Origin of the sequence: Streptomyces sp. CB01881 (genome assembly GCF_002953255.1) — a bacterium.
Lineage (GTDB): Bacteria > Actinomycetota > Actinomycetes > Streptomycetales > Streptomycetaceae > Kitasatospora.
This window is the reverse complement of sequence record NZ_CP026498.1, coordinates 6159953-6182975: the sequence shown is the minus strand read 5'-3', so window position 1 is coordinate 6182975 and position 23023 is coordinate 6159953. Positions and strand designations below refer to the sequence as shown.

Sequence of the window (23023 nt, the reverse complement as noted above, 5' to 3'; positions counted from 1 at the left end):
CCCTCGGGCATACCGTGGAACCGTGCAGGCACGCCGGCGCCACCGCTACTACTTCGCCATGATGGCCGTCTGCCTCGGGCTGTTCGTGCTGGCCTGGGGCGCGGTCCGGTTCTGGTCCGTGCCCGCCGCGATCGGCATGTGCCTGGTCGCGATGGTCATCCCCCCGGCCGCCGCGGTCTTCGCCAACAAGCGGGACCCGGAGGACGACTGGTGGAACGACCCGCGCTGGGACGACCCGAAGTGGGACGACCCCGGCCATGACCGGGACCGCCCCGACCGGGACCGACCCGATCAGGACCGCCCCGACCGGAACGGCCCCGGCCCGTGGGGGCGTCAGTAGACGAGTGCCTGGACGCCGTCGGCCGTGATCTCGCTGACGAAGACCTGGGCGCCCGCGATGCGGACACCCTCGACGGTGTCCTTCTGCTCGATCCCGCGCCGCGCCGCGCACTGGGTGCAGAGGGTGACGGTCCCAGCCGCCAGGACCGACTCCAGGAGGTCCGGCAGCGGCGCCGCGTGCGGCAGCTCGAACTCCGCGGCGCGCCCGGGCAGCGCGAACCAGGACGACTCCCCGGTCAGCCAGAGCGAGACCTCGATCCCGCTGGCGACGGCGACCGCCGCCACCGTGAAGGCCTGCGAACAGCGCTCCGGCGCGTCCGCCCCGGCGGTGACCTTGATGACGAGCTTCTTCGCGCTCTGCGATGCGTTCGACGACATGCCGACACCCTAGATCGCCGACGTGGTGGGGCTCACCGAGACCCGTCGACACCCGGCGGATAGAGTGAGCGCAGCAAAATCCACCCACACTGTCGCCGCCCTGGGAGCCCCCCGTGTCCGGTCTGGAAATCTTCTTCGACGGTCTGCTGGCCCTCATGGCCGTGCTGATCACCTGGTTCGCCATCTTCTCGGTGATGAAGCTGTACCAGGGCCAGCGCTGATCCGCTGCCGTACGGTTGAAGCAGACCCACACCGACGACAGTGACCAGGAACATGATCGAGATCCCCTCTGACCTCCACAAGGACGTCGTTCCGCTCGCCTTCCTCCTCGGTACCTGGGAAGGCGCGGGCGTCTACGACTTCCCCGGCACGGAGAAGTGCAACTTCGGCCAGGAGGTCGTCTTCCGGCACGACGGCCGGCCCTTCCTGGAGTTCCGCTCCCGCACCTGGGTGCTGGACAACGAGGGCGAGAAGGTCCGCCCGCTGGAGAACGAGCACTCGTTCTGGCGCATCACCAGCAACCACGACGGCACCAGCGGTGTCCGGGGCATCGAGATCTCCTCCGTCCGTGACGACGGCACCGTCGAGATCTGGTACGGCGAGCTGGCCGACGGCAAGCCGCAGATCGACGTGTCCACCGACGCGGTGGCCCGGATCGAGGGCTCGGCGCCGTACTCCGGCGGCAAGCGCCTGTACGGCTTCGTCAACGACGAGCTGCTCTGGGTCGGCGAGAAGGCCGCGCCCGAGGTGCCGCTGCGCCCGTACATGTCGGCGCAGCTGAAGAAGGTGCTGAGCCCGGCGCAGCTGATCAAGGACATCAACGACCTGCCGGATGACGGCATCGCGTTCTTCCGCTGATCACGGCCCGTTGATCACGGCCCGCTGAGCACGGCCCCCGGCCGGGCGCAGCCCGCCGGGCACAGCTCACGCGCATGAGGTAGGGACCGGCCACCGGCCGGTCCCTACACTTGCCTCAGGACCCCGACCTTGGCAGGGACAGCACCGTGGCGGACACCGGCACCACCGACTGGCAGCTCTCCGGCGACTGGAAGGCCGACCTGCGCGAGCGCGGCTATCGGCTGACGCCCCAGCGCCAGCTCGTGCTGGAGGCGGTCGACGCCCTCGACCACGCGACCCCGGACGACATCCTCTGCCACGTCCGGCAGACCGCCAGCGGCATCAACATCTCCACCGTCTACCGGACCCTGGAGCTGCTGGAGGAGCTGGGCCTGGTCTCCCACGCGCACCTCGGCCACGGCGCCCCGACGTACCACCTGGCCGGCCGTCACCACCACCTGCACCTGGTCTGCCGGGACTGCGACCAGGTCACCGAGACCGGGACGGAGATCGCCCGGCCGCTGATCGAGAGCCTGCGTGAACAGCACGGCTTCGACACCGACCTCAAGCACTTCGCCATCTTCGGCCGCTGTGCCGACTGCACCGCCAAGCGCGCCGGGGGCCAGTCGTAAGCTGGCCGGTATGAAGAGCCCGCTGCTTGCGCTGCCCGGTGCCGTCCCCGCCGAGGGAACCGACGAGGGCGTGGCCGCCCACTACGGTGACATCTTCCGCGAGCAACGCAACCTCGCGCAGGGCACCGGCTTCGTCGACCTCTCGCACCGCGGCGTGCTCACCGTCACCGGCGACGACCGGCTGGCCTGGCTGCACCTGCTGCTCACCCAGCACGTCAGCGCGCTGCCGCCGCAGCAGGCCACCGAGGCGCTGGTGCTCTCCCCGAACGGGCACGTCGAGCACGCGCTCTACCTGGTCGACGACGGCACCACCACCTGGGCGCACGTCGAGCCGGGTACCGCGCAGGCGCTGATCGGCTACCTGGAGAGCATGAAGTTCTTCTACCGGGTGGAGGTCGCCGACGCGACCGCCGACTACGCGGTGGTGCACCTGCCCGCCGGTTCCACCGCCTCGGCGGAGGGCGCGGCGGCGGTGCGCGAGCTGTCCTACGGGCGGGACCTCTTCCTGCCGCGGGCCGAGCTGGCGACGCTGACCGGGGGCTACGGCCCGGCGGCCGGGGTCTGGGCGTACGAGGCGCTGCGGATCGAGGCCCACCGGCCCCGGCTCGGCTTCGAGACCGACCACCGGACCATCCCGCACGAGGTGGACTGGCTGTCGACCGCCGTCCACCTGCAGAAGGGCTGCTACCGCGGGCAGGAGACGGTCGCCCGGGTGCACAACCTGGGCCGGCCGCCGCGCCGCCTGGTCTTCCTGCACCTGGACGGCACCGAGGAGGTGCTGCCCCCGCACGGGACGGAGGTGCGGCTGGCCTCGGACCCGGACGGCCGGGCGCTGGGTGTCGTCACGTCCTCGGCGCGCCACCACGAGCTGGGACCGATCGCGCTGGCCGTGGTCAAGCGGAACGTCCCGGTGGACGCGGTGCTGCTGGCCGGGACGGTCCCGGGGACGCAGGATGTGATCGTCCCGCAGTAGGCCGGACCCCGACGTAGGGCAGGCCCCCCAGTAGGCCAGGCCCCGACACTGGTCAGACCCCGCAGTAGGTCAGACCCCGACGCTGGTCAGACCTCGACCAGGACGGTGAACGGGCCGTCGTTCACCAGCGCCACCTGCATGTCCGCCCCGAACCGGCCGGTCTCCACCTTGGCGCCGAGCTCGCGCAGCCGGGCGACCACCTCGTCCACCAGCGGCTCGGCGACCGGGCCGGGGGCGGCGGCGTTCCAGGTGGGGCGGCGGCCCTTGCGGGCGTCGCCGTAGAGGGTGAACTGGCTGATCACCAGCAGCGGGGCGGCCAGGTCGGAGCAGGACTGCTCGACGCCGTTCTCGTCCGCCTCCAGCAGCCGCAGGGTCCAGAGTTTGCGGGCCAGCTGGGCGGCCTTGGCGGGGGTGTCGTCGTGCGTGACGCCGACCAGGACGCAGAGTCCGGGCCCCTCGATCGCGCCGACGGTCTCTCCGGCCACGGTCACCCGGGCCTCGGTCACTCGCTGCACCACTGCTCGCATGCGGCCATTGTGCCGGAGCGGACCGGGCCTCCCGCGGGCCCCCCGGGAGGTCCCCCGGGAGGTCCGCGGGGAGGCGCCGGGGAGGCTCCTGACTGGGGGCGCGTACGACTGCGGCGCGCGCCGGGTGGTGCGCGACTGCGCCTGGCCGGGCGCCGTTGTTCCTGCGGAAAGCCCCGGTCGTATCAGCCACCCCCGTTCGCCAGGGGGCCGTTCGGGTGCACGGGCGGTGCACCGGCGATGGGCGGGGTGGCACGCTGGGGGACCGTACGAGGGGTCCGGGGCGCCAGAGGTCCGCCGCGCCGGGCTCGGTTCGGGTTCGGCCGGGCGGTCGAGTCGATGGGTCAGGCGTTCTGGTGGTGTCGCCCCGGCGGGTGGTGCCACCCGGGGGCGGGAACCTTCGGGGGCGCCCCGGCGTGCCAACGGACGGGTGTGCGCGGCGGGTGCGCGCGACGGCCCGCCGGGGGACGGGCCGGACCAGCGGCAGGCGACGGGGTGCCGCGAGCGGGCGGGATCGGACGACGGCAGGTGGTTGGTTGATGGACGCGAGCAGCGCGGCGCAGGACCGGTCGGGGCGGGCACCCGGGGGCGCGGAACCGGCGGGGGCCCGGGCCTGCCCGACGGACGGCGGGACCGAGGGCGGGCCGGACGGCGGGACGGAGCGCGGGACGGAGGAGCCCGACCTGGAAGGGCTGGGCCTGGAGCAGCTGCGGACCCTGCGCAGGGAGACCCTGGAGCAGGAGGCCGACCTCTCCTACCTCCGGCGGCTGCTGCACGGGCGGATGGACATCCTCCGGGCCGAGCTGGACCGCCGGCCGGGCTCCGCCGTCCGGGTGGCGGCGGGGGGCGAGGCCACGGCGGGCGGCGCCCTGCTGGACCGGCTGCCGGCCATCCTCACCGACGCGCCGTCGACGGTGCGGCGCTCGGCCCGGCACGTCACGCTGGGGCCGCCGCGCGGTCACCAGTCCCAGCTGGAGGCCGACGAGCTGATGGGCGACGTCCAGCTGGCCGACCTGGCCGCCCATCCGGAGTCGGAGCTGCTGGCCGCGCTGGACCGCTTGCGGGCGCACGAGCGCGAGGTGTCCGGACGGCGGCAGCTGCTGCTGCGGACGGCGGACGGCTGCAGCGCCGAGATCACCCGCAGGTACCGTGATGGGGAAGCACGGGTCGAGGACCTGCTCGCAGGCGGCCCACTCTGACCGGGTGAGCGCGTCCGGGGGCGGGCAGGGCCCGGCTCGCCCCCGGCCCACCCTCGCCCCGGAAGGCTTCCGTCATGTCCCATCCCGCCGCTCTGCCCGTCCTCGCCGAGGTCATACGTTCAGGCTTCACCGAGGGCCGGCACCACGGCTCGCTGGTGCTGCTCGCCGCCGACGGCTCGGTCGAGTTCGCCCTGGGCGCCCCCGACGCCCCGGTCTTCCCGCGGTCGTGCGCCAAGCCGTTCCAGGCGGTGGCCACGCTGCGGGCGGGCCTGGAGCTGGAGGGCGAGCTGCTGGCGCTGGCGGCGTCCAGCCACTCTGCAGAATCGTTTCACCGTGACGGCGTGAGGCGGATCCTGGCCGCTGCCGGGCTGGACGAGTCCGCCCTGCAGACCCCGGCGGACCTCCCGCTGGACGAGGCCGAGGCCGAACTGCACCTGAAGTCCGGCGGCGAGCGCGCGCCGATCCTGATGGACTGCTCCGGCAAGCACGCCGGCTGGCTGGCCGCCTGCGTCGCCAACGGCTGGCCGACTGGGAGCTACCTCGACCCGGCGCACCCGGTCCAGCAGCTCGCCCGGGAGGCCCTCACGGAGGCCACCGGCGAGCCGGTGGCCCACGCCGGGGTGGACGGCTGCGGCGCGCCGCTGCTGGCCGTCAGCCTGACCGGCCTGGCCCGCGGCTACCGCGCGCTGCTGCTCGCCGCGGAGGGCACCCCGCAGCGCCGGGTGGCCGACGCGATGCGCGCCCACCCCGAGTACGTGGCCGGCACCCGCCGGGCCGACACCTGGCTGATGCGGGCGGTGCCGGGGGCGCTGTCCAAGATGGGCGCCGAGGCGGTGCAGGTGGTGGCGCTGCCGGACGGCCGGGCGCTCGCCTTCAAGATCGACGACGGCGCCGAGCGGGCCCGCGGGCCGGTCCTGGCGGCCGGGCTGCGCCGGCTCGGGGTCGTGACGCAGGACGACACCGTCGAGCGGATCGGCACCGCCCCGCTGTTCGGCGGCGGCGTGCCGGTGGGTGAGGTCCGGGCGGCGTTCTGAGGCGTCCGGGGGCGCCCCGGACACGTCCTACGGCTCCGTCGCCGGGGTGCGGAGCGACCGGAGGCGGTGCACGGTGGACCGGGGGCCGTCGCACAGCTGAGGGAGTCCGTCATGAGTGAACACGTCTACCGGGTGACCGAGATCGTCGGGTCTTCGACCGAGTCCGTCGACGCGGCCATCCGCAACGGTGTCGAGCGGGCGTCCCGGACCCTGCGGAACCTGGACTGGTTCGAGGTGACGCAGGTCCGGGGCCACCTCGAGGACGGCCGGATCAAGCACTACCAGGTCGGCCTGAAGATCGGCTTCCGGCTGGACGACGAGGGCTGAGCCCCGGCCCCGCCCCGGCAGCACCGGCGGGGCACCGGGTGCGGGCGCGCCCGCACCCTCGACGACAGTCCGCGGCCGCCTCCGCTGCCGACGGCCCGGCCCCCGGGAGCAACCGCGCCCGGGGCCGGGCCGTTGCCGTGCGAGGCCGGCCGCTCCGCCCAGCCGCTCCCGGCCGCTCCGCCCGGCGGCGGACACGGCGAAGGCCGGGGCCCGCGGACGATTCCGCGCACCCCGGCCTCCGACTGCCTCGACCTACCTCGAACTGCCTCGGGCGAACGAGATGGGCACGACGGCTCAGTGACCGCCCTGCTCCGCCAGTCGCTTGATCGACGCGGTGACCTCGGCCTCGGCCTCGGCGCGGCCGACCCAGTTGGCGCCCTCGACCGACTTGCCCGGCTCCAGGTCCTTGTAGACCTCGAAGAAGTGCTGGATCTCCAGGCGGTCGAACTCCGACACGTGGTGGATGTCCTGCAGGTGCTCCCAGCGCGGGTCCGTCGCCGGGACGCAGAGCAGCTTGTCGTCGCCGCCGGCCTCGTCCGTCATCTTGAACATGCCGATGACGCGGCACTTGATCAGGCAGCCCGGGAAGGTCGGCTCCTCCAGGATGACCAGGGCGTCCAGCGGGTCGCCGTCGTCCGCCAGGGTGCCCTCGACGTAGCCGTAGTCGGCCGGGTAGCGGGTCGAGGTGAACAGCATGCGGTCAAGGCGAAGGCGACCGGTCTCGTGGTCGACCTCGTACTTGTTGCGAGAGCCCTTAGGGATTTCGATAAGGACGTCGAATTCCAACGGTTCCTCCAAGGTAGGGACTGACAGAATCCAAGTGTCTCCTACGGGAGTGAGTGCTCAGGAAAGGGGCCGGTCGGTGGGCGCAGGGGTCGGGGCGGGGTACCGCCGAAGAGGGACGGCGGCGGGGCTGTTCGGGGCGGTGCTCCTGGTCGCCGGGACGGTCCTGTCCTCGGGTGGTGGCGCGTACGCGTCGCCGCCCCCGTCGCCGGGCGGGCAGACCACCGGCCAGGGGGAGGGCGAGGACCGGGACGGCAAGCACGGCGACAAGGGCGACAGGGGCAACGGCGACAAGGGCAACAACGGCGACAAGGGCAACGGCGACAAGAGCAACAGCAACAACGGCAAGGGCAAGGGGCGCACCGGCGCCACCGAGACCCCCCGCCCGGCCGGTTCCGGGACGGCCGCCGCCTCGCCGTCCGCCGGCCGTCCGGCCCCCGCCGCCGGCGCCGTGCTGGCCTCCGCAGAGACCGGCCCGGCCGCAGGGCTGCCCACCACCCAGGGCCTCCAGCAGGCGCTCGCCGCCGCGCTCGGCGACAAGAACCTCGGCACCGTCAGCCTCGCCGTCGCGGACGCCGCCGACGGCCGGCTCCTCTACGGCTCGGGGGAGAACACCCCCGCCACGCCCGCCTCCACCACCAAGCTGGCGACCTCGGTCGCGGCGCTCTCGCTGATCCCGGGCGACACCCGGCTCACCACCCGGGTCGTCAAGAGCGCAGACCCCGGCGGGATCACCCTCGTGGGTGGTGGCGACCCGACCCTCACCGCGCTGCCCGCCGACCAGGTGCAGATCGCCGGCCTGCCCGCGGACGCCGACACCGCCCCCGCCTCGCTGGACGCGCTGGCCCGGCAGACCGCCGCCGCGCTGAAGGCCGCCGGGACCACCGCGGTCAAGCTCGACTACGACCTGTCGATGTACTCCGGCACCCCGCAGCACAAGTACCACGACGCGGCCAACATCGCCCTGGTCACCCCGCTGATGGTGGACGAGGGCAAGGTCGACCCGAAGAGCAGGGAGGACGCGCCCGCCCGCGTCGCCGACCCCGCGGGGTCGGCCGCCGAGGCCTTCGCCAATGTGCTGAAGGCCCAGGGCATCACCGTCGAGGGGAAGGCCAAGGCGGCCGCCGCCCCGGCCGCCGCCGGCGCGCCCGTCCTCGGCCGGGTGGACTCGCCGACCATCGACCGGCTGGTCGAGCGGATGCTCACCACCTCCGACAACACCCTCGCCGAGGCGATCGCCCGTCAGGCCGCGCTCGCCGCCCACCAGCCGGCCAGTTTCGAGGGCGCCGCCACCGCGGTCACCCAGGAGCTCGGCCGGCTCGGTGTGCCGACGGCGGGCGTGGTCCTGGGTGACGGCAGCGGGTTGCACCAGGGCAACGCGATCCCGCCGGCCGTCCTGGTCCAACTGCTCGGGCTGGCCGCGTCGGACCAGCACCCGGCCCTGCGCCCGGTGCTCACCGGCCTGCCGATCGCCGGCTTCACCGGCACCCTCGGCAAGCGCTTCGGCTCCGGCTCCGGCGCGGCCGAGGCGGCCGGCCTGGTCCGCGCCAAGACCGGCAGCCTCAGCGGCGTGAACACCCTGGCCGGCACGGTGGTGGACGCCGAGGGCCGGCTGCTGGCCTTCGCCGTGATGACCAGGACCGGCGCACCCGTCGACACCGCGCGCGCCGCCATGGACCGCATCGTCGCCCGCCTCGCCGCCTGCGGCTGCCACTGACGGACCGACAGGAGGCCCACGGGTGCGATCCCGCGCGGACGGGCGCCGTCCGCGCGGTCCTCGTCCGGGCCGTCCGGCAGAGCGTCGGGACCTGTGGCTCCCCCCGGTGGGCGGGAGCACGTACGGTGAGGGCATGACGAGCGCGAGCGGCGGTGCTGACATGGTCGACTGGAATCTCGCGGTCGCAACCGCGACCAGGCTGGTGCGGCCCGGACCGGAGGTGAGCCGCGCGGAGGCGGCGGCCGTGGTGGCCGAGTTGCGCCGGCACGCCCTGGAGGCGGAGGAGCACGTCCGGGCGTTCACCGGCATGCGCTCCAGCAGCCTCGCCGAGGCTGCGGCGACCCCGGTGCTGATCGTGGACCGCCCCGGCTGGGTGCGGGCCAACGTGGCGGGCTTCCGCACCATCGTCCAGCCGCTGGTGGAGAAGCTCCAGGCGCGCCGGGCGAGCAGTGCCGCGGCCGGCGTCCTCGGCTCGGTGGGGGAGAAGGCCACCGGGATCGAGGTCGGCGCACTGCTGGCCTTCCTGTCCACCAAGGTGCTCGGCCAGTACGAGACCTTCGCCCCGGCCGAGCCCTCGCTGGAGGCGCCGGACAGCCCGGCCGCGCTGTTCGACAAGCCCCGGCTGGGCCCCGACGGCCCCGGCCCGGGCCGGCTGCTGCTGGTGGCGCCGAACATCGTGCACGTCGAGCGGGAACTGGACGTCGACCCGGCCGACTTCCGGCTCTGGGTCTGCCTGCACGAGGAGACCCACCGCACCCAGTTCACCGCGGTGCCGTGGCTGCGCGACCACATCCAGTCCGAGGTGCAGTCCTTCCTGTCCGAGACGGACGTCGACCCGGGCGCGCTGCTGGACCGGCTGCGGGACGCGGCCGGCTCGCTCGGAGGCCTGCCCGGCCTCGGCGGCCGCGGCGAGGCCGGGCAGGCCTCCGCAGGCCTGCTGGAGATCGTCCAGTCGCCCGCCCAGCGCGAGATCCTGGGCCGGCTGACGGCCGTGATGTCGCTGCTGGAGGGCCACGCGGACGTGGTGATGGACGGCGTCGGCCCGGCGGTGGTGCCGAGCGTCGCGGAGATCCGGGAGAAGTTCCAGCAGCGCCGGGACCGCGGCGCCAACCGGCTGGACCTGGTGCTGCGCCGGCTGCTCGGCATGGACGCCAAGCTCCGCCAGTACCAGGACGGCGCGGTCTTCGTGCGCGGCGTGGTGGACCAGGTCGGCATGGAGGGCTTCAACCGGGTCTGGACGTCGCCGAACACCCTGCCGACCAAGGAGGAGATCCACGACCCGGGGGCCTGGGTGGCCCGCGTCGCGCGGTAGCGCGCCCGGCTCGGGAGCCGCACCGGCCGGGGACTCGGAGGGGTCCTCGGCCCGAAGGCGGTCGGCGGCGGTCAAACCCGTTCGTACGAGTGGTCCAGTCGTGCAGATGGCGGGTGAAGATACGTTTCTCCATTCACCCGAACGTGGGACGGTGGTCGTACCGGTGGCGCGGGTGGCGTAGCGGGTGCCTCCTTTCTGCCACCATCTGTGAGCGCCCGGTAACACGGTGCTCACAGATGCGCGGCCCCCGCCGCGCCCACCGCCGTCCTGTCCCCTCCGCCAAGGAGCCGTCCGCCGTGGGCCCACACCCCGCTGTCGCCGCGATACGCCTGGCCGTACGCCGCACGCTCACCGACCTCGCCGCCGAGGCCGGCACCACCTTCACCGCGCCCGTGCGCGAGCCCCGCGAGCGCCCGAGCGGGGCGCCGCTGGTCGGCGCGAGCGTCGGGACGACCCTGATCGGCAACGCCCACCGGCACCCCTCCGGGCTGCCGCGGACCCCGGCCGCGCCCGGCTCACCGCTGGTCCTGGTCGCCGTCAGCGGGGGCGCGGACTCCATGGCGCTGGCCATCGCGGCCGCCTTCGAGGCCCCCAAGATCGGCCTGCGGGTCGGCGCCGTCACCGTCGACCACGGCCTCCAGGCCGGCTCCGCCGACCGCGCCGCCCAGGTCGCCGAGCGGCTGCGCACGCTCGGGCTCGACCCGGTCGAGGCGGTCCCGGTCCAGGTCGGCCGCGCCGGCGGTCCCGAGGCCGCCGCCCGGGACGCCCGCTACGCGGCCCTGGACGAGGCCGCCGAGCGCCTCGGTGCGGTCGCCGTCCTGCTCGGCCACACCCGCGACGACCAGGCGGAGACGGTGCTGCTGGGCCTGGCCCGCGGCTCCGGATCCCGCTCGCTGGCCGGGATGCCGGCCCAGAAGGGCCGCTACCGCCGCCCGCTGCTGGAGCTGGACCGGGCGGCCACCCGGCAGGCCTGCTCCGCCCAGGCGATCCCGGTCTGGGACGACCCGCACAACTGCGACCCCGCGTACACCCGCTCCCGGGTGCGGCACGAGGTGCTGCCGGTACTGGAGAAGCACCTCGGCGGCGGAGTGGTCGAGGCGCTGGCCCGCACCGCCCGGCTGTTCCGGGACGACGCCGACGCGCTGGACCAGTGGGCGGCACTGGCCGAGCGCGACCTCCGGACGGGCGAAGGCACCCTGGACGCCGCCAAGCTGGCCGAACTGCCGCCCGCGGTGCGCCGCCGGGTGCTGCGCCGGGCCGCGCTGCGGGCGGGCTGCCCGGCCGGGGACCTCTTCGCGCGCCACCTCGAAACGATCGACCTGCTGGTCACCGGATGGCGGGGCCAGGGGCCGCTGCACCTACCCGGGGGCGTCGAAGCCACCCGCAGGTGTGGCACGCTGGTCTTTCGGCGGCAGGGCGACTGACGGGCAGGCATGCCCCCGGGGCGCCGGGCCGCCGGCCATACAGACCCCGAACGTTTGAGGACGTATCCCCGGTGGACCAGAACGACATGGGCGCTGACCTTGCGAAGGTGCTCATCAGCAAGGACGAGATCGACGCCAAGCTCCTGGAGCTGGCCGAGCGCATCGACCGGGACTACGCAGGCAAGGACCTGCTGATCGTCGGCGTCCTCAAGGGGGCCGTGATGGTCATGGCGGACCTCGCCCGCGCCCTGCACTCGCAGGTCACCATGGACTGGATGGCGGTCTCCTCGTACGGGATGGGCACCAAGTCCTCCGGCGTGGTGCGGATCCTCAAGGACCTCGACACCGACATCGCCGGCCGGGACGTCCTGATCGTCGAGGACATCATCGACTCCGGCCTGACCCTGTCCTGGCTGCTCGGCAACCTGGGCTCGCGCGGCCCGGCCTCGCTGGAGGTCTGCACCCTGCTGCGCAAGCCGGACGCGGCCAAGGTCGAGATCGACGTCAAGTACGTCGGTTTCGACATCCCCAACGAGTTCGTGGTCGGCTACGGCCTGGACTACGCGGAGAAGCTGCGCAACCTCCCCTTCATCGGCACCCTCGCCCCGCACGTCTACGGCGGCTGAGAAACGGTTCCGGGCCCCGTTCGGGCTACGGGCGGGAACAGTACGCCGTTCCCGCCCGTTGGATCGGGGGGAAAGAGAAGTACGTCGTGTCGCTGTGCTCCCGCCACGGGTGGGTCGGACTGCGGTACGGTCCAATAAAACCGCTCTTCACATGAGCAGAGACCGGATGCGCCGGCGGCCCACGGCCACGCGGCGCCGTCGAGTGGCAGGAGGGACGGGGCGGCAACGCCCCGCATGGATGGACGTCAAGCGATACTTCCGTGCGCCGATCATGTGGATCGTGCTGGCCGTCCTCGCCGTCATCGTGCTGATGCAGGTCGTTTCTGACTCGAACGGCTACAAGACGGTGGACACCGGGCAGGTCGTCGCAGCGATCGATGCCAAGCAGGTCAAGTCGGCGCAGATCACCACCGGTGACTCGAACACGATCAAGATCCAGCTGAAGGACGGCGCCAAGCTGTCCGACGCCGGTACGGGCAAGACCCCGTCCGGCAGCAAGTTCCAGGCCTCGTACATCGGCGACCAGGGTGTCGGGATCGCCGACAAGCTCCAGGCCCAGATCAACGACAACGACCAGAGCACGCTCTCCGAGGGCTACACCATCAGCCCGGAGAAGCAGAGCACCTTCGTCAGCCTGCTGCTGTCGATGCTGCCCATCGTGATCATCGTTCTGGTCTTCCTGTTCCTGATGAACCAGATGCAGGGCGGCGGCTCGCGCGTCATGCAGTTCGGCAAGTCCAAGGCCAAGCTGCTCACCAAGGACACCCCGAAGACCACCTTCGCGGACGTCGCGGGTGCGGACGAGGCGGTCGAGGAGCTCCACGAGATCAAGGAGTTCCTGCAGGAGCCGGCCAAGTTCCAGGCCGTCGGCGCCAAGATCCCCAAGGGCGTGCTGCTGTACGGCCCGCCCGGGACCGGCAAGACCCTGCTGGCGCGTGCCGTCGCCGGCGAGGCCGGGGTGCCGTTCTACTCGATCTCCGGCTCGGACTTCGTCGAGATGTTCGTGGGTGTCGGCGCCAGCCGCGTCCGCGACCTCTTCGAGCAGGCCAAGGCGAACGCCCCGGCGATCGTCTTCGTCGACGAGATCGACGCCGTCGGCCGGCACCGCGGTGCGGGCCTCGGCGGCGGCCACGACGAGCGCGAGCAGACCCTCAACCAGTTGCTGGTCGAGATGGACGGCTTCGACGTCAAGGGCGGCGTGATCCTGATCGCCGCGACCAACCGCCCCGACATCCTGGACCCGGCGCTGCTGCGCCCGGGCCGCTTCGACCGCCAGATCGCGGTCGAGCGCCCCGACCTCCAGGGCCGGCTGGACATCCTCAAGGTGCACCAGAAGGGCAAGCCGGTCGCGCCCGACGTCGACCTCTCGGCCGTCGCCAAGCGCACCCCCGGCTTCACCGGTGCGGACCTGGCGAACGTCCTCAACGAGGCCGCCCTGCTGACCGCCCGCTCGGACAAGAAGCTGGTCGACAACGTCACGCTGGACGAGGCGATCGACCGCGTCGTGGCCGGCCCGCAGAAGCGGACCCGGATCATGTCCGAGAAGGAGAAGAAGATCACCGCGTACCACGAGGGCGGCCACGCCCTGGTGGCGGCGGCGTGCCCCAACAGCGACCCGGTGCACAAGATCACCATCCTGTCCCGCGGCCGGGCCCTCGGCTACACCATGGTGCTGCCGGACGAGGACAAGTACTCCACCACCCGCAACGAGATGCTCGACCAGCTGGCCTACATGCTGGGCGGGCGTGCGGCGGAGGAGCTGGTCTTCCACGACCCGACCACCGGCGCCTCGAACGACATCGAGAAGGCCACCGCCACCGCGCGGGCCATGGTCACCCAGTACGGCATGACCGAGCGCCTCGGTGCGATCAAGTTCGGCAGCGACAACTCGGAGCCGTTCCTGGGCCGTGAGATGGGTCACCAGCGCGACTACTCGGAAGAGGTCGCCGGGCTGGTCGACGAAGAGGTCAAGAAGCTCATCGAGAACGCGCACAACGAGGCCTGGGAGATCCTGGTCGAGAACCGCGACGTGCTCGACAACCTGGTCCTGGAGCTCCTGGAGAAGGAGACCCTCAACAAGGAGCAGATCGCCGAGATCTTCGCGCCGATCGTCAAGCGCCCGGCCCGGCCGGCCTGGACGGGCTCGTCCCGTCGGACGCCGTCCACCCGGCCGCCGGTGCAGTCGCCGAAGGAGCTGGCGCTCACCAACGGCGCCGCCGCCTCCGAGACCGCCCCGGTCGACGTGGTGAAGCTCCCGCCGCTGCCGGCGGAGCCGCCGACGGAGGGCTGATCCGGCGCCTGGAAGAACGGAATGGATGCCGCGTCACCGGGGTTTGTACCCTGGAGGCGCGGCATCCGTGCTGTTCAGTCAAGTCATCTCCACTAGTTAGCGAGGCCCGCATGATCGACCCGGTGACGCTCGACGGTCCGCCCGCCGTCGGGACCTTCGACCAGAAGCGGGCCGAGAACGCCGTCCGCGAGCTGCTGCTCGCCGTGGGGGAGGACCCGGACCGCGAGGGGCTGCTGGAGACGCCGGCCCGGGTGGCCCGGGCCTACAAGGAGATATTCGCGGGCCTCTGGCAGGAGCCGGAGGACGTCCTGACCACCACCTTCGACCTCGGCCACGACGAGATGGTGCTGGTCAAGGACATCGAGCTGACGTCCGTCTGCGAGCATCACCTGGTGCCGTTCCGGGGCGTGGCGCACGTCGGGTACATCCCGTCGGCCAGCGGCAAGATCACCGGTCTCTCCAAGCTCGCCCGGCTGGTCGACGTCTACGCCCGCCGCCCGCAGGTGCAGGAGCGGCTCACCAGCCAGGTCGCCGACGCGCTGATGCAGATCCTCGAACCGCGCGGGGCGATCGTCGTGGTCGAGTGCGAGCACATGTGCATGTCGATGCGCGGCATCCGCAAGCCCGGGGCCAAGACCATCACCTCCTGCGTGCGCGGCCAGCTCCGTGACCCGGCCACCCGCGCCGAGGCGATGAGCCTCATCATCGGGCGGTAGTGCGGGCGGTAGTGCGGGCGGTCAGAGCGTCTCGTGCTCGGCGTGCGGCGGGGCCGGGGTGCCCAGGGCGTTGCGGCGCTCGGGCATCCGGAGCCTGACCATCCGCCGCCAGCCGAACGCCCGGTCGTAGAGGTAGAGCGCGTGGACGCCGGCCGTGACCACGGCCCGCTGCCAGTGCGGCCACCGGAGGATCCGCGCCATCCGGGCGGTCACCGCCAGGCCGACGTCCCGGTGGGTGCGGATCTCGCCGCGCGCACAGGTCTCCAGGGTGTGCCGGATGTACGGGCCGTGGCCCTCGGCGGTGAGCCGGAGCAGCTCCTCGTGGCAGTAGGCGAGGTGGTTGTCCTCGTCGGCGGAGATCATCCGCATCGCCCGGCCGAGGTCGGGGTTGTCGCCGTACACCTTGACCAGCTGGCGCATCTGCTCGGCCGCGCGCTGCTCGGTCACCCGGCTGTGCGCCAGGTAGGTGATGATCTCGCGCTCGGCCAGCGGCACGTCGCTGGTGAGCCGCTCGTGCGAGAGGCCGACGCCCTGGCGCTCCAGCAGCATGCAGTAGTCGGCCTCGGCGGGGACGTCCACCTTGGGCAGGCCGCGCTTGTTCAGCAGCTGGGTGAAGATCCGGCCGTGCTTGCGCTCGTCGGCACCGTGCCGGGCGATCTTGGGGGCGAGGACCGGGTCCCGGGTGAGTGAGGTGATCCGCTCGTTCTCCCAGCCGCCCTGGTCCTCGCCACCGGCCGCGATGCTGCAGAACAGCTGGTAGGCCTCGTCGTTGCGGTAGATCTCGTCGAACAGCGATCGGGGGCTGAGCATGGGGCCTCCTGCTCGGATCCGGGCCGCCCCGGGCCGGTCGGCCGGGCGGTCGCGATACGTTCCCGCGGGGTGCCGGCCGGCCCGCCGGACCGGCGGGTAATCACCCGTCCGGCGGCGTGGCGCCGGGCCGTCAGTTCCAGGCGAGCCGGGCGCTCATCCACTCCAGCGCGGCGGGCAGCTCACGGGTCCAGCTCTCGAAGTTGTGGCCCCCGTCGTCCAGGTAGAGCGACTCGACCTTGAACTGGGGGTTGGTCTCCGACACCCGCCGGGCCAGCTCGACGAACTTCAGCGTCTCCGGGAAGCCGCCCTCCGTGCGGCTGTTCATCACCATCAGCGAGAGGTTCGGCGCCGGGAGGTGCTGCAGCCGCCAGTTGAGGTCGCTCTGGTCGGCCAGCCCCTTGTCGCCGCCGAAGAGGCTGCCGCCGGTGAACTGGTCCTCGGCGACCTTGAAGTCGCCGTGCATGCCCACCCCGCTGGCGAAGACCTCCGGGTAGCGCATCGCCAGCCGCATCGCGCAGCTGCCGCCGGTGGAGAAGCCGAGCACACCCCAGGACGAGGCGGAGCGGCTGACCCGGTAGGTGGCGCGCAGGGCGTCGGGCACGTCCTTGGCGAACCAGGACTCGGTGCGCGCCCCGCCGGGGACGTCCACGCACTCGGTGTTGCGCGGCGGGGCGACGGTCGGGCGGGCCATCACGATGATCGCGGGCGCCATCTTGCCGGCCTTGCGCAGCTCCCAGGAGGTCTGCGGGACGGGGAGGTCCTTCATCAGGTTCAGGCTGGTGCCGGGGAAGCCGGAGATGGCCAGCAGCACCGGGAAGCGCACCATGGCGAGCTTCGGGTCGAAGTACTCCGGGGGGAGGTAGACGAACATCTGGTCCGACAGGCCGGTCTCCTTGCCGGAGACCTGGACCGACTCGATCTTGCCGACCTCCTCCGGCGGGCCCTTGGGCAGGTCGGTGACGCCCTCCATGCCGCCCTCGTTGCTGGGCTGGATCAGTCCGTCGGAGGCCGGGGCGCCGCCGTGGTGGTTCTCGTTGCTGGTGAGTGCCAGCTTGGCGCCGCCGGGGTTGAGCAGGTCGTCCCAGGAGGTGTAGAAGCCGAAGGAGTTGTTGACCGACAGTGCCATCACGGCCAGCACCGAGACCTGAGTGACCGTCATCAGCCCGATCCGGCCGATCACCGGCAGGGGGCGCTGGCGGGCCAGCCGGGGCCAGAGCCAGAGTGTGGCGAGCAGGGCCGCCGCGCCGAGCGCGAGCAGCGAGTTCACCAGCGCGTCGCTGGTCAGTTCCATGCCGTCGGCCTTCCGCTGGGACACTGTCGGGGGCACGCTTCATCGTCTGGCGGTCCGTCAGATCAGGCCATCGCGGCTAGGCTGTCCGGACGTCGGGGCGGGCCGGGAGGCCGGGGGTGATCCCGCGCAACCGGCGCCCTAGAATGCGGCGTCCACCGTACGTACCGCGCATGCGGGGTCCCGTCGCGCCACGCGGCGCAGGGCTCCGGCACCCACCCCTCGGCTCAATCGCAGCGCCCTGCCGAACACCGGTTTACCTTCCGTTTCCGAATGTTTGGTATGCGCATTGCCTGATGAAGGAAAAGGCATGAAGGTCCATCACAACTCCTCCCCCGGAGTGACAGGACTGCGCTCCGCAGCCTCTACGCTGAGCTTCCATGAGCGTTCCCGTGTCCGTTGAGCCGAGCCCTGAGCAGCCGCCCCGCCGTCGCGGCCTGCAGACGCTTCGTACCCAAGCGGCCGCCGTTCCGAGGGCCTGGCTCCCGGGTGCGGTCGGCTACGCCTGTCTGCTGATCGGACTGGTGGACATCGCGAGCGCGGTGTTCCCCAAGCTCCGGCACACCAAGGTGCACACCTTCGCCGGGCAGTTGCCGGGCGGCACCACCACGCTGGCCGCGGCCGGCACGCTGATGGTCGGCCTGCTGCTGGTGCTGCTCGCCCACGCCCTGCGCCGCCGCAAGCGGCGGGCCTGGCGCGCCGTCTGCGTGCTGCTGCCGGTCGGCGCGGCGCTGCACATCCTGCGCTGGCACCAGATCGGCCCGGCGGTCGTCTCGCTGGTGCTGCTGGCGGTGATGCTGGTGCACCGGCGCGAGTTCTACGCCAAGGCCGACCCGCGCACCCGCTGGCGGGCCGTGGCCAACCTGGTCGTGATGGGCACCATCAGCGTGCTGCTCGGCCTGCTGATCGTCTCCGCCCGCGCCAAGTACGAGATCGGCCACCCGAGCCTGTTCCACCGCCTGGAGCACGTCGGGTACGGGCTGTTCGGCTTCGAGGGGCCGGTCGGCTACACCTCGGACAAGGTCTCCGACCTGGTCGCCTACCTGCTCGGCGGGATGGGCCTGATCACCGCCTTCACCACCGCGTACCTGGCGCTGCGCCCGGAGAAGCCCAAGCCGGAGCTGACCGCCGAGGACGAGGAGAAGGTCCGCGCGCTGCTCGACCGGCACGGCGAGCGGGACTCGCTGGGCTACTTCGCGCTGCGCCGCGACAAGAGCGTGCTGTTCTCGCCCACCGGCAAGGCGGCGATCTCGTACCGGGTCGTCTCCGGTGTGATGCTCGCCTCCGGCGACCCGGTCGGCGACGTCGAGGCCTGGCCGGGCGCGATCAAGGTCTTCATGGCCGAGGCCCGCGAGCACGCCTGGGTGCCGGCCGTGATGGGCTGCAGCGAGGTCGGCGGCGAGGTCTGGACCCGTGAGGCGGGGCTGGACGCGCTGGAGCTGGGCGACGAGGCGATCGTCGACACCGGCACCTTCTCGCTCTCCGGCCGCGCCATGCGCAACGTCCGGCAGATGGTCAAGCGGATCGAGCGCAACGGCTACTCCTGCCAGGTGCGCAAGGTCGCCGACCTCAGCCAGGAGGAGAAGTACCGGATCGCCGAGGCCGCCGCGCGCTGGCGCGGCACCGACACCGAGCGCGGCTTCTCGATGGCGCTGGGCCGCTTCGGCGACCCGGGCGACGACGCCTGCGTGGTGGTCACCGCCCACAAGGCGCCGGAGGAGGGCGAGGCCGGCGACGACCTGAAGGCCGTGCTGCACTTCGTGCCGTGGGGGCCGGACGGCATCTCGCTGGAGCTGATGCGCCGCGACCGCGCCGCCGACCCGGGCCTGAACGAGCTGCTGATCGTGGCCGCGCTCCAGGCCGTGCCGGCGATGGGCATCCGGCGGGTCTCGCTCAACTTCGCGATGTTCCGCTCGGCGCTGGCGCGCGGTGAGCGGATCGGCGCCGGTCCGGTCCTGCGGGCCTGGCGCGGGCTGCTGGTCTTCCTCTCGCGCTGGTTCCAGATCGAGTCGCTGTACAAGTTCAACGCCAAGTTCCAGCCCGAGTGGGAGCCGCGCTTCCTGGTCTTCCCCAACACCCGCGACCTGCCCCGGATCGGCTTCGCCGCGATGCAGGCCGAGGCCTTCATCACGCTCGGGATGCCGCGCTTCGGCCGTAAGCCGCAGCGGCAGGGCCTGATGCCGGCGCCGCGCCCGGAGGTCACCGAGGCCGCCTGAGCCGCGCCCCGGACCCGACCGGGCCCCCGCCGGGAAACACCCGGTGGGGGCCCGGTTCGTCAATGGCCGGTTCGATAATGGGGAGTATGAGCAATGCGCTGCCTTTCTCCCTGCCGGCCGGACTGCCGCGGCTCGACCGCTGTGCCGTGATGGGCGTGGTCAACGTGACCCCCGACTCCTTCTCGGACGGCGGGATGTGGCACGACCCCGCCCGCGCCATCGCGCACGGCCTCGCGCTGCGCGCCCGCGGCGCCGACCTGGTCGACGTCGGCGGCGAATCCACCCGCCCCGGCTCGGCGCGGGTGCCCGAGGAGGAGGAGCTCGGCCGGGTGCTGCCGGTGGTCCGCGAACTGGCCGACGCCGGGGTGGTGGTCTCCGTCGACACCATGCGCGCCTGCGTCGCCGAACAGGCCGTGGCGGCCGGCGCCCGGATCGTCAACGACGTCTCCGGCGGCCTGGCCGACCCCGCGATGGCCCGGGTGGTGGCCGAGACGGGCATCCCGTTCGTGGTGATGCACTGGCGCGGGCAGTCCGCCGACATGGACCGGCTGGCGGTCTACGGCGACGTGGTCACCGACGTGGTCGGCGAGCTGACCGCCCGGGTGGACGCGCTGCTGGCGGCCGGGGTCAAGGAGGAGCAGCTGGTCCTGGACCCGGGCCTGGGCTTCGCCAAGACCGCCGAGCACAACTGGGCGCTGCTCGGCCGGCTCGACGCGCTCACCGCGCTCGGCCGTCCCGTCCTCGTGGCCGCATCGCGCAAGCGGTTCCTGGGTACGCTGCTCGCCGACCCGGAAACCGGGGAGCTGCGCCCGGCCCGGGAGCGCGACGACGCGACCGCCGCGGTGTCGGTACTGTCGGCCCGGGCCGGTGCCTGGGCGGTGCGGGTGCACGACGTGTCCGGCACGGCGGACGCCGTCCGGGTGGTCGCGGCCTGGCAGCGGGCGGCAGGGGTGGGCCCCTCCTGCCCGACGACGGGCAACGAGGGCGGGTGAAACGGGAGGGTCTGTGGCAGGTGACGGCAGGGTGAGCGGCGAGACCGCGGGTCAGCGGGGCCGGGAGGCGGACCGGGAGGCCGTGCTGGAGGCCAACCGGGCGCTGTACGAGGCGCTGGAGAACGGCGATCTGGAGGCGGTCGAGGACGCCTGGCTGGGGGCCGCCGAGGCCGACGACAAGGGCGGCGTGGTGTGCGTGCACCCCGGCTGGCCGGTGCTGCGCGGGCGGGCCCAGGTGACCCGCTCGTACATGCTGATCATGGCGAACACGGAGTACATCCAGTTCATCCTGACCGACGTCGAGGCCGAGGTTCACGGCGATGTGGCCCTTGTCACGTGCACCGAGAACATCCTTTCCGGCGGGGAGGCCGAGGAGGAGGGCGAACTCGGGCCGCTGGTCGGCGGAAAGGTCGTGTCGACCAATCTCTTCCGCCGCACCCCGGCCGGCTGGAAGCTCTGGTCGCACCACGGGTCACCCGTGCTGACCAGCGGTGACGACGAGGACGAGGACTGATCCGGGGACCGTCGGGAAATCGGCCCCCGACGGTCGCCCGGGAATTTCCGGTCGGTCACCGAACGTTCACGTCAATCGCCATTCCGGCGTGCGTGGCGACGGTTCGTGCCGGGTAGGACGGTCAGGCGTTGTCCGCGCTCGCAGGTAGATTCGAAACGGAGTGGCGGGCGCGATGCCCGCCTTCGCCCTGCCTGCCCACGTTGTGTCCGGGGCAGGGCCCGTCCGACTGGGAGCAGTGATTCGTTTGCTGGACCGCGTCACCCTGCGGGGCCTGCGTGCCCGGGGCCACCACGGCGTCTTCGAGCGCGAGCGCGTCGAGGGTCAGACCTTCGTCGTGGACCTGGTGCTCTACCTGGACACCCGCCCCGCCGCGTCCGGCGACGACCTCACCCGCACGGCGCACTACGGCATCGTGGCCGAGGAGGTCACCGCGATCATCGCCGGCGAGCCCGTCGACCTGATCGAGACCCTCGCCCAGCGCATCGCCGACCAATGCCTGAAGCACGACGCGGTGGAGGAGGTCGAGGTCACCGTGCACAAGCCGGACGCCCCGATCACCGTGCCGTTCGACGACGTGACCGTGACCATTCACCGGGGCCGCGCATGAGTTGGACCGCGTACCCCGTTCCAGCCAGAGGGATTCCGATGAGCGAGCGAAGCGAGCGAACCATGGAGAGGCACGCGCGGGCGAACGCCCTCGCCGGCCGAAGCGGGGCGGGCGCATGAGCACCACTGACCCGACCGCCTCGCCGACCACGTTCGATCTGGAGAGCCGGGTGGACTCGGCCGACGCCACGCTGCACGCCCAGCGCTGCGCCGTGATCGCCCTCGGCTCCAACCTGGGCAACCGCCTGGACACCCTGCAGGGGGCCGTCGACGCCCTCGCCGACACTCCCGGGCTCCGGATCAAGGCCGTCTCCGCCGTGTACGAGACGGAGGCCGTCGGCGGCCCCGACGAGCAGCCCAACTACTACAACGCCGTGGTCGTGCTGCGCACCTCGCTGCCCCCGCGAGACCTATTGGAGCGCGGCAACGCGATCGAGGACGCCTTCGGCCGGGTCCGCACCGTCCACTGGGGCCCGCGCACCCTGGACGTCGACATCCTCGCCTACGAGGGCGTCACCAGCGACGACCCGCAGCTGCTGCTGCCGCACCCGCGCTCCCACGAGCGGGCGTTCGTGCTCGCCCCGTGGCTGGACGCCCAGCCGGAGGCCGAGGTGCCCGGCCACGGGCAGGTCGCCGCGCTGCTGGAGGCGCTCGGCGGCCCGGACGCCCAGGGCGTCCGGCGGCGCGAGGACATCCGGCTGACGCTTCCGGAGTAGGACCGCGGGCCGGCCGGGCGGGCGGGGAGGGGCCCGCCCGGGCGGCCGGGGAACTCGGACGGGGGCCCCGGCCGTACGAGTAGGTGTCCGCCCCGTGCACAGGTGCCCGCCTGGCCGGGCCGGTACGGTGGCCTGGCGCCGTCGTACCCGAGCCCCGGGGCGGCCGCCCGACTTCGGTACCCCGGGAAGGAACCACGTCCGAGTGAAGCTGCTTCGCCTCCGCCTGCTGGTCGGCATCACCGCCGCCACGACGGCGCTGTCCTGGGCCGGTGCAAAGCTCTGGGCCTCCCTGGACACCCTGCCCGCCGTGCCCGGCGCGGCACCGGTCGTGCTGGCCGCGGTGGCGGTGATCCTGCTCGCCACGGCGATCTCGCTGCGCTCCCGGCTGAAGGCGGCGCGCGAGCGCCAGCCCGGGGCGAAGGCGGTCGACCCGCTGGGCGCGGCCCGCGCGGTCGTGCTGGGCCAGGCGAGCGCCCTGGTGGCGGCGGTGGTCACCGGCATCTACGCGGGCGCCGGGATCTACCTGCTGGGCGAGCTGGACGTGTCGGCCCGCAAGGACCAGGCCGTGACGGCCGGCCTCTCGGTGCTGGCCGGTGCCGCGGTGATCGCGGCGGCGCTCTGGCTCCAGCACGTCTGCAAGCTGCCCGAGAACCACGACGACCCGGGCGCCCCGGGCGGGCCCGGCGGCCGGGCGGCCACCCACCGCTGAACGGGCCGCTTTCCGGGGCCGGGGGCGGGGCCGTCGGTGATCTTGGGTGAGGATCCGGGCA

Annotated in this window: 24 protein-coding genes; 19 read left to right on the top strand and 5 right to left on the bottom strand. The window is 72.9% G+C overall.

Annotated features, from left to right (window positions below):
* The first annotated feature begins 22 nt into the window (after positions 1 to 22).
* A complete protein-coding gene (locus tag C2142_RS16810; RefSeq protein ID WP_148643400.1) occupies positions 23 to 340 on the top strand; it encodes a DUF3099 domain-containing protein in 318 nt (105 codons plus the stop codon).
* Here the strand turns inward: C2142_RS16810 and C2142_RS16805 are convergent.
* Entirely contained in the window at positions 334 to 717 is a 384-nt protein-coding gene (locus C2142_RS16805) for a DsrE family protein (protein ID WP_148643399.1), read from the bottom strand. The genes C2142_RS16810 and C2142_RS16805 overlap by 7 nt on opposite strands.
* Positions 718 to 990: 273 nt before the next feature.
* Here C2142_RS16805 and C2142_RS16800 point away from each other — a divergent pair, with 273 nt between their 5' ends.
* From C2142_RS16800 to C2142_RS16790, 3 genes are all read left to right on the top strand, one after another.
* Positions 991 to 1575 (top strand): FABP family protein, encoded by a 585-nt coding sequence (locus C2142_RS16800; RefSeq protein WP_148644835.1) that lies wholly within the window; start codon positions 991 to 993, stop codon positions 1573 to 1575.
* A 146-nt stretch (positions 1576 to 1721) separates the two neighbouring features.
* A complete protein-coding gene (locus tag C2142_RS16795) occupies positions 1722 to 2186 on the top strand; it encodes a Fur family transcriptional regulator (RefSeq protein ID WP_148643398.1) in 465 nt (154 codons plus the stop codon).
* A 10-nt stretch (positions 2187 to 2196) separates the two neighbouring features.
* Positions 2197 to 3159, top strand: coding sequence for a glycine cleavage T C-terminal barrel domain-containing protein (locus tag C2142_RS16790; protein WP_148643397.1), 963 nt, complete (start codon positions 2197 to 2199; stop codon positions 3157 to 3159).
* A gap of 86 nt (positions 3160 to 3245) precedes the next feature.
* On the opposite strand, the gene dtd is transcribed toward C2142_RS16790, so the two are convergent.
* Entirely contained in the window at positions 3246 to 3686 is a 441-nt protein-coding gene (dtd, locus tag C2142_RS16785) for a D-aminoacyl-tRNA deacylase (RefSeq protein WP_148643396.1), read from the bottom strand.
* Between the two features lie 536 nt (positions 3687 to 4222).
* On the opposite strand from dtd, the gene C2142_RS16780 reads away from it, so the two are divergent.
* From C2142_RS16780 to C2142_RS16770, 3 genes are all read left to right on the top strand, one after another.
* The gene (locus C2142_RS16780; RefSeq protein ID WP_148643395.1) at positions 4223 to 4882 is read left to right on the top strand and encodes an ABC transporter substrate-binding protein; all 660 of its coding nucleotides are present in this window, start codon (positions 4223 to 4225) and stop codon (positions 4880 to 4882) included.
* A 74-nt stretch (positions 4883 to 4956) separates the two neighbouring features.
* Positions 4957 to 5916: an asparaginase gene (locus C2142_RS16775; RefSeq protein WP_148643394.1), complete on the top strand. Its 960-nt coding sequence runs from the start codon at positions 4957 to 4959 to the stop codon at positions 5914 to 5916.
* Between the two features lie 111 nt (positions 5917 to 6027).
* The gene (locus C2142_RS16770) at positions 6028 to 6243 is read left to right on the top strand and encodes a dodecin (RefSeq protein WP_148643393.1); all 216 of its coding nucleotides are present in this window, start codon (positions 6028 to 6030) and stop codon (positions 6241 to 6243) included.
* Between the two features lie 294 nt (positions 6244 to 6537).
* On the opposite strand, the gene C2142_RS16765 is transcribed toward C2142_RS16770, so the two are convergent.
* Complete coding sequence (locus tag C2142_RS16765; protein WP_148643392.1) at positions 6538 to 7029, bottom strand: inorganic diphosphatase; 492 nt, start codon at positions 7027 to 7029, stop codon at positions 6538 to 6540.
* A gap of 76 nt (positions 7030 to 7105) precedes the next feature.
* On the opposite strand from C2142_RS16765, the gene dacB reads away from it, so the two are divergent.
* From dacB to folE, 6 genes are all read left to right on the top strand, one after another.
* Positions 7106 to 8743 carry a D-alanyl-D-alanine carboxypeptidase/D-alanyl-D-alanine-endopeptidase gene (gene dacB, locus C2142_RS16760; protein WP_148643391.1) on the top strand — a complete coding sequence of 546 codons (1638 nt, stop codon included), beginning with the start codon at positions 7106 to 7108 and terminating at the stop codon, positions 8741 to 8743.
* Positions 8744 to 8876: 133 nt separating this feature from the next.
* Entirely contained in the window at positions 8877 to 10055 is a 1179-nt protein-coding gene (locus tag C2142_RS16755; RefSeq protein ID WP_148643390.1) for a zinc-dependent metalloprotease, read from the top strand.
* 296 nt (positions 10056 to 10351) lie between these two features.
* The gene (gene tilS, locus C2142_RS16750; RefSeq protein WP_148643389.1) at positions 10352 to 11479 is read left to right on the top strand and encodes a tRNA lysidine(34) synthetase TilS; all 1128 of its coding nucleotides are present in this window, start codon (positions 10352 to 10354) and stop codon (positions 11477 to 11479) included.
* Positions 11480 to 11550: 71 nt separating this feature from the next.
* Positions 11551 to 12105 carry a hypoxanthine phosphoribosyltransferase gene (hpt, locus tag C2142_RS16745; RefSeq protein ID WP_030059589.1) on the top strand — a complete coding sequence of 185 codons (555 nt, stop codon included), beginning with the start codon at positions 11551 to 11553 and terminating at the stop codon, positions 12103 to 12105.
* Between the two features lie 238 nt (positions 12106 to 12343).
* Positions 12344 to 14395 carry an ATP-dependent zinc metalloprotease FtsH gene (ftsH, locus tag C2142_RS16740; RefSeq protein WP_148643388.1) on the top strand — a complete coding sequence of 684 codons (2052 nt, stop codon included), beginning with the start codon at positions 12344 to 12346 and terminating at the stop codon, positions 14393 to 14395.
* A 110-nt stretch (positions 14396 to 14505) separates the two neighbouring features.
* The gene (folE, locus tag C2142_RS16735; RefSeq protein WP_148643387.1) at positions 14506 to 15111 is read left to right on the top strand and encodes a GTP cyclohydrolase I FolE; all 606 of its coding nucleotides are present in this window, start codon (positions 14506 to 14508) and stop codon (positions 15109 to 15111) included.
* Positions 15112 to 15132: 21 nt separating this feature from the next.
* On the opposite strand, the gene C2142_RS16730 is transcribed toward folE, so the two are convergent.
* Both C2142_RS16730 and C2142_RS16725 read right to left on the bottom strand, forming a co-directional pair.
* Positions 15133 to 15921 carry a ferritin-like domain-containing protein gene (locus C2142_RS16730; protein ID WP_148643386.1) on the bottom strand — a complete coding sequence of 263 codons (789 nt, stop codon included), beginning with the start codon at positions 15919 to 15921 and terminating at the stop codon, positions 15133 to 15135.
* A gap of 130 nt (positions 15922 to 16051) precedes the next feature.
* Positions 16052 to 17212, bottom strand: coding sequence for an alpha/beta hydrolase-fold protein (locus C2142_RS16725; protein WP_148643385.1), 1161 nt, complete (start codon positions 17210 to 17212; stop codon positions 16052 to 16054).
* A 377-nt stretch (positions 17213 to 17589) separates the two neighbouring features.
* Between C2142_RS16725 and C2142_RS16720 the strand changes: the two genes are divergently transcribed.
* The 6 genes from C2142_RS16720 (at position 17590) to C2142_RS16695 (ending at position 22962) form a co-directional block, all read left to right on the top strand.
* Positions 17590 to 19425, top strand: a complete 1836-nt coding sequence (locus C2142_RS16720) for a phosphatidylglycerol lysyltransferase domain-containing protein (RefSeq protein ID WP_148643384.1) — start codon at positions 17590 to 17592, stop codon at positions 19423 to 19425.
* Between the two features lie 86 nt (positions 19426 to 19511).
* Positions 19512 to 20417, top strand: coding sequence for a dihydropteroate synthase (gene folP / locus C2142_RS16715; RefSeq protein WP_148643383.1), 906 nt, complete (start codon positions 19512 to 19514; stop codon positions 20415 to 20417).
* Positions 20418 to 20448: 31 nt separating this feature from the next.
* Positions 20449 to 20931, top strand: a complete 483-nt coding sequence (locus C2142_RS16710) for a nuclear transport factor 2 family protein (RefSeq protein WP_174315652.1) — start codon at positions 20449 to 20451, stop codon at positions 20929 to 20931.
* A 247-nt stretch (positions 20932 to 21178) separates the two neighbouring features.
* Entirely contained in the window at positions 21179 to 21538 is a 360-nt protein-coding gene (folB, locus tag C2142_RS16705; RefSeq protein ID WP_030288941.1) for a dihydroneopterin aldolase, read from the top strand.
* Between the two features lie 115 nt (positions 21539 to 21653).
* Positions 21654 to 22253, top strand: a complete 600-nt coding sequence (gene folK, locus C2142_RS16700) for a 2-amino-4-hydroxy-6-hydroxymethyldihydropteridine diphosphokinase (RefSeq protein WP_148643382.1) — start codon at positions 21654 to 21656, stop codon at positions 22251 to 22253.
* Between the two features lie 202 nt (positions 22254 to 22455).
* Complete coding sequence (locus tag C2142_RS16695) at positions 22456 to 22962, top strand: DUF3180 domain-containing protein (protein ID WP_148643381.1); 507 nt, start codon at positions 22456 to 22458, stop codon at positions 22960 to 22962.
* The last annotated feature ends 61 nt before the right edge of the window (positions 22963 to 23023 follow it).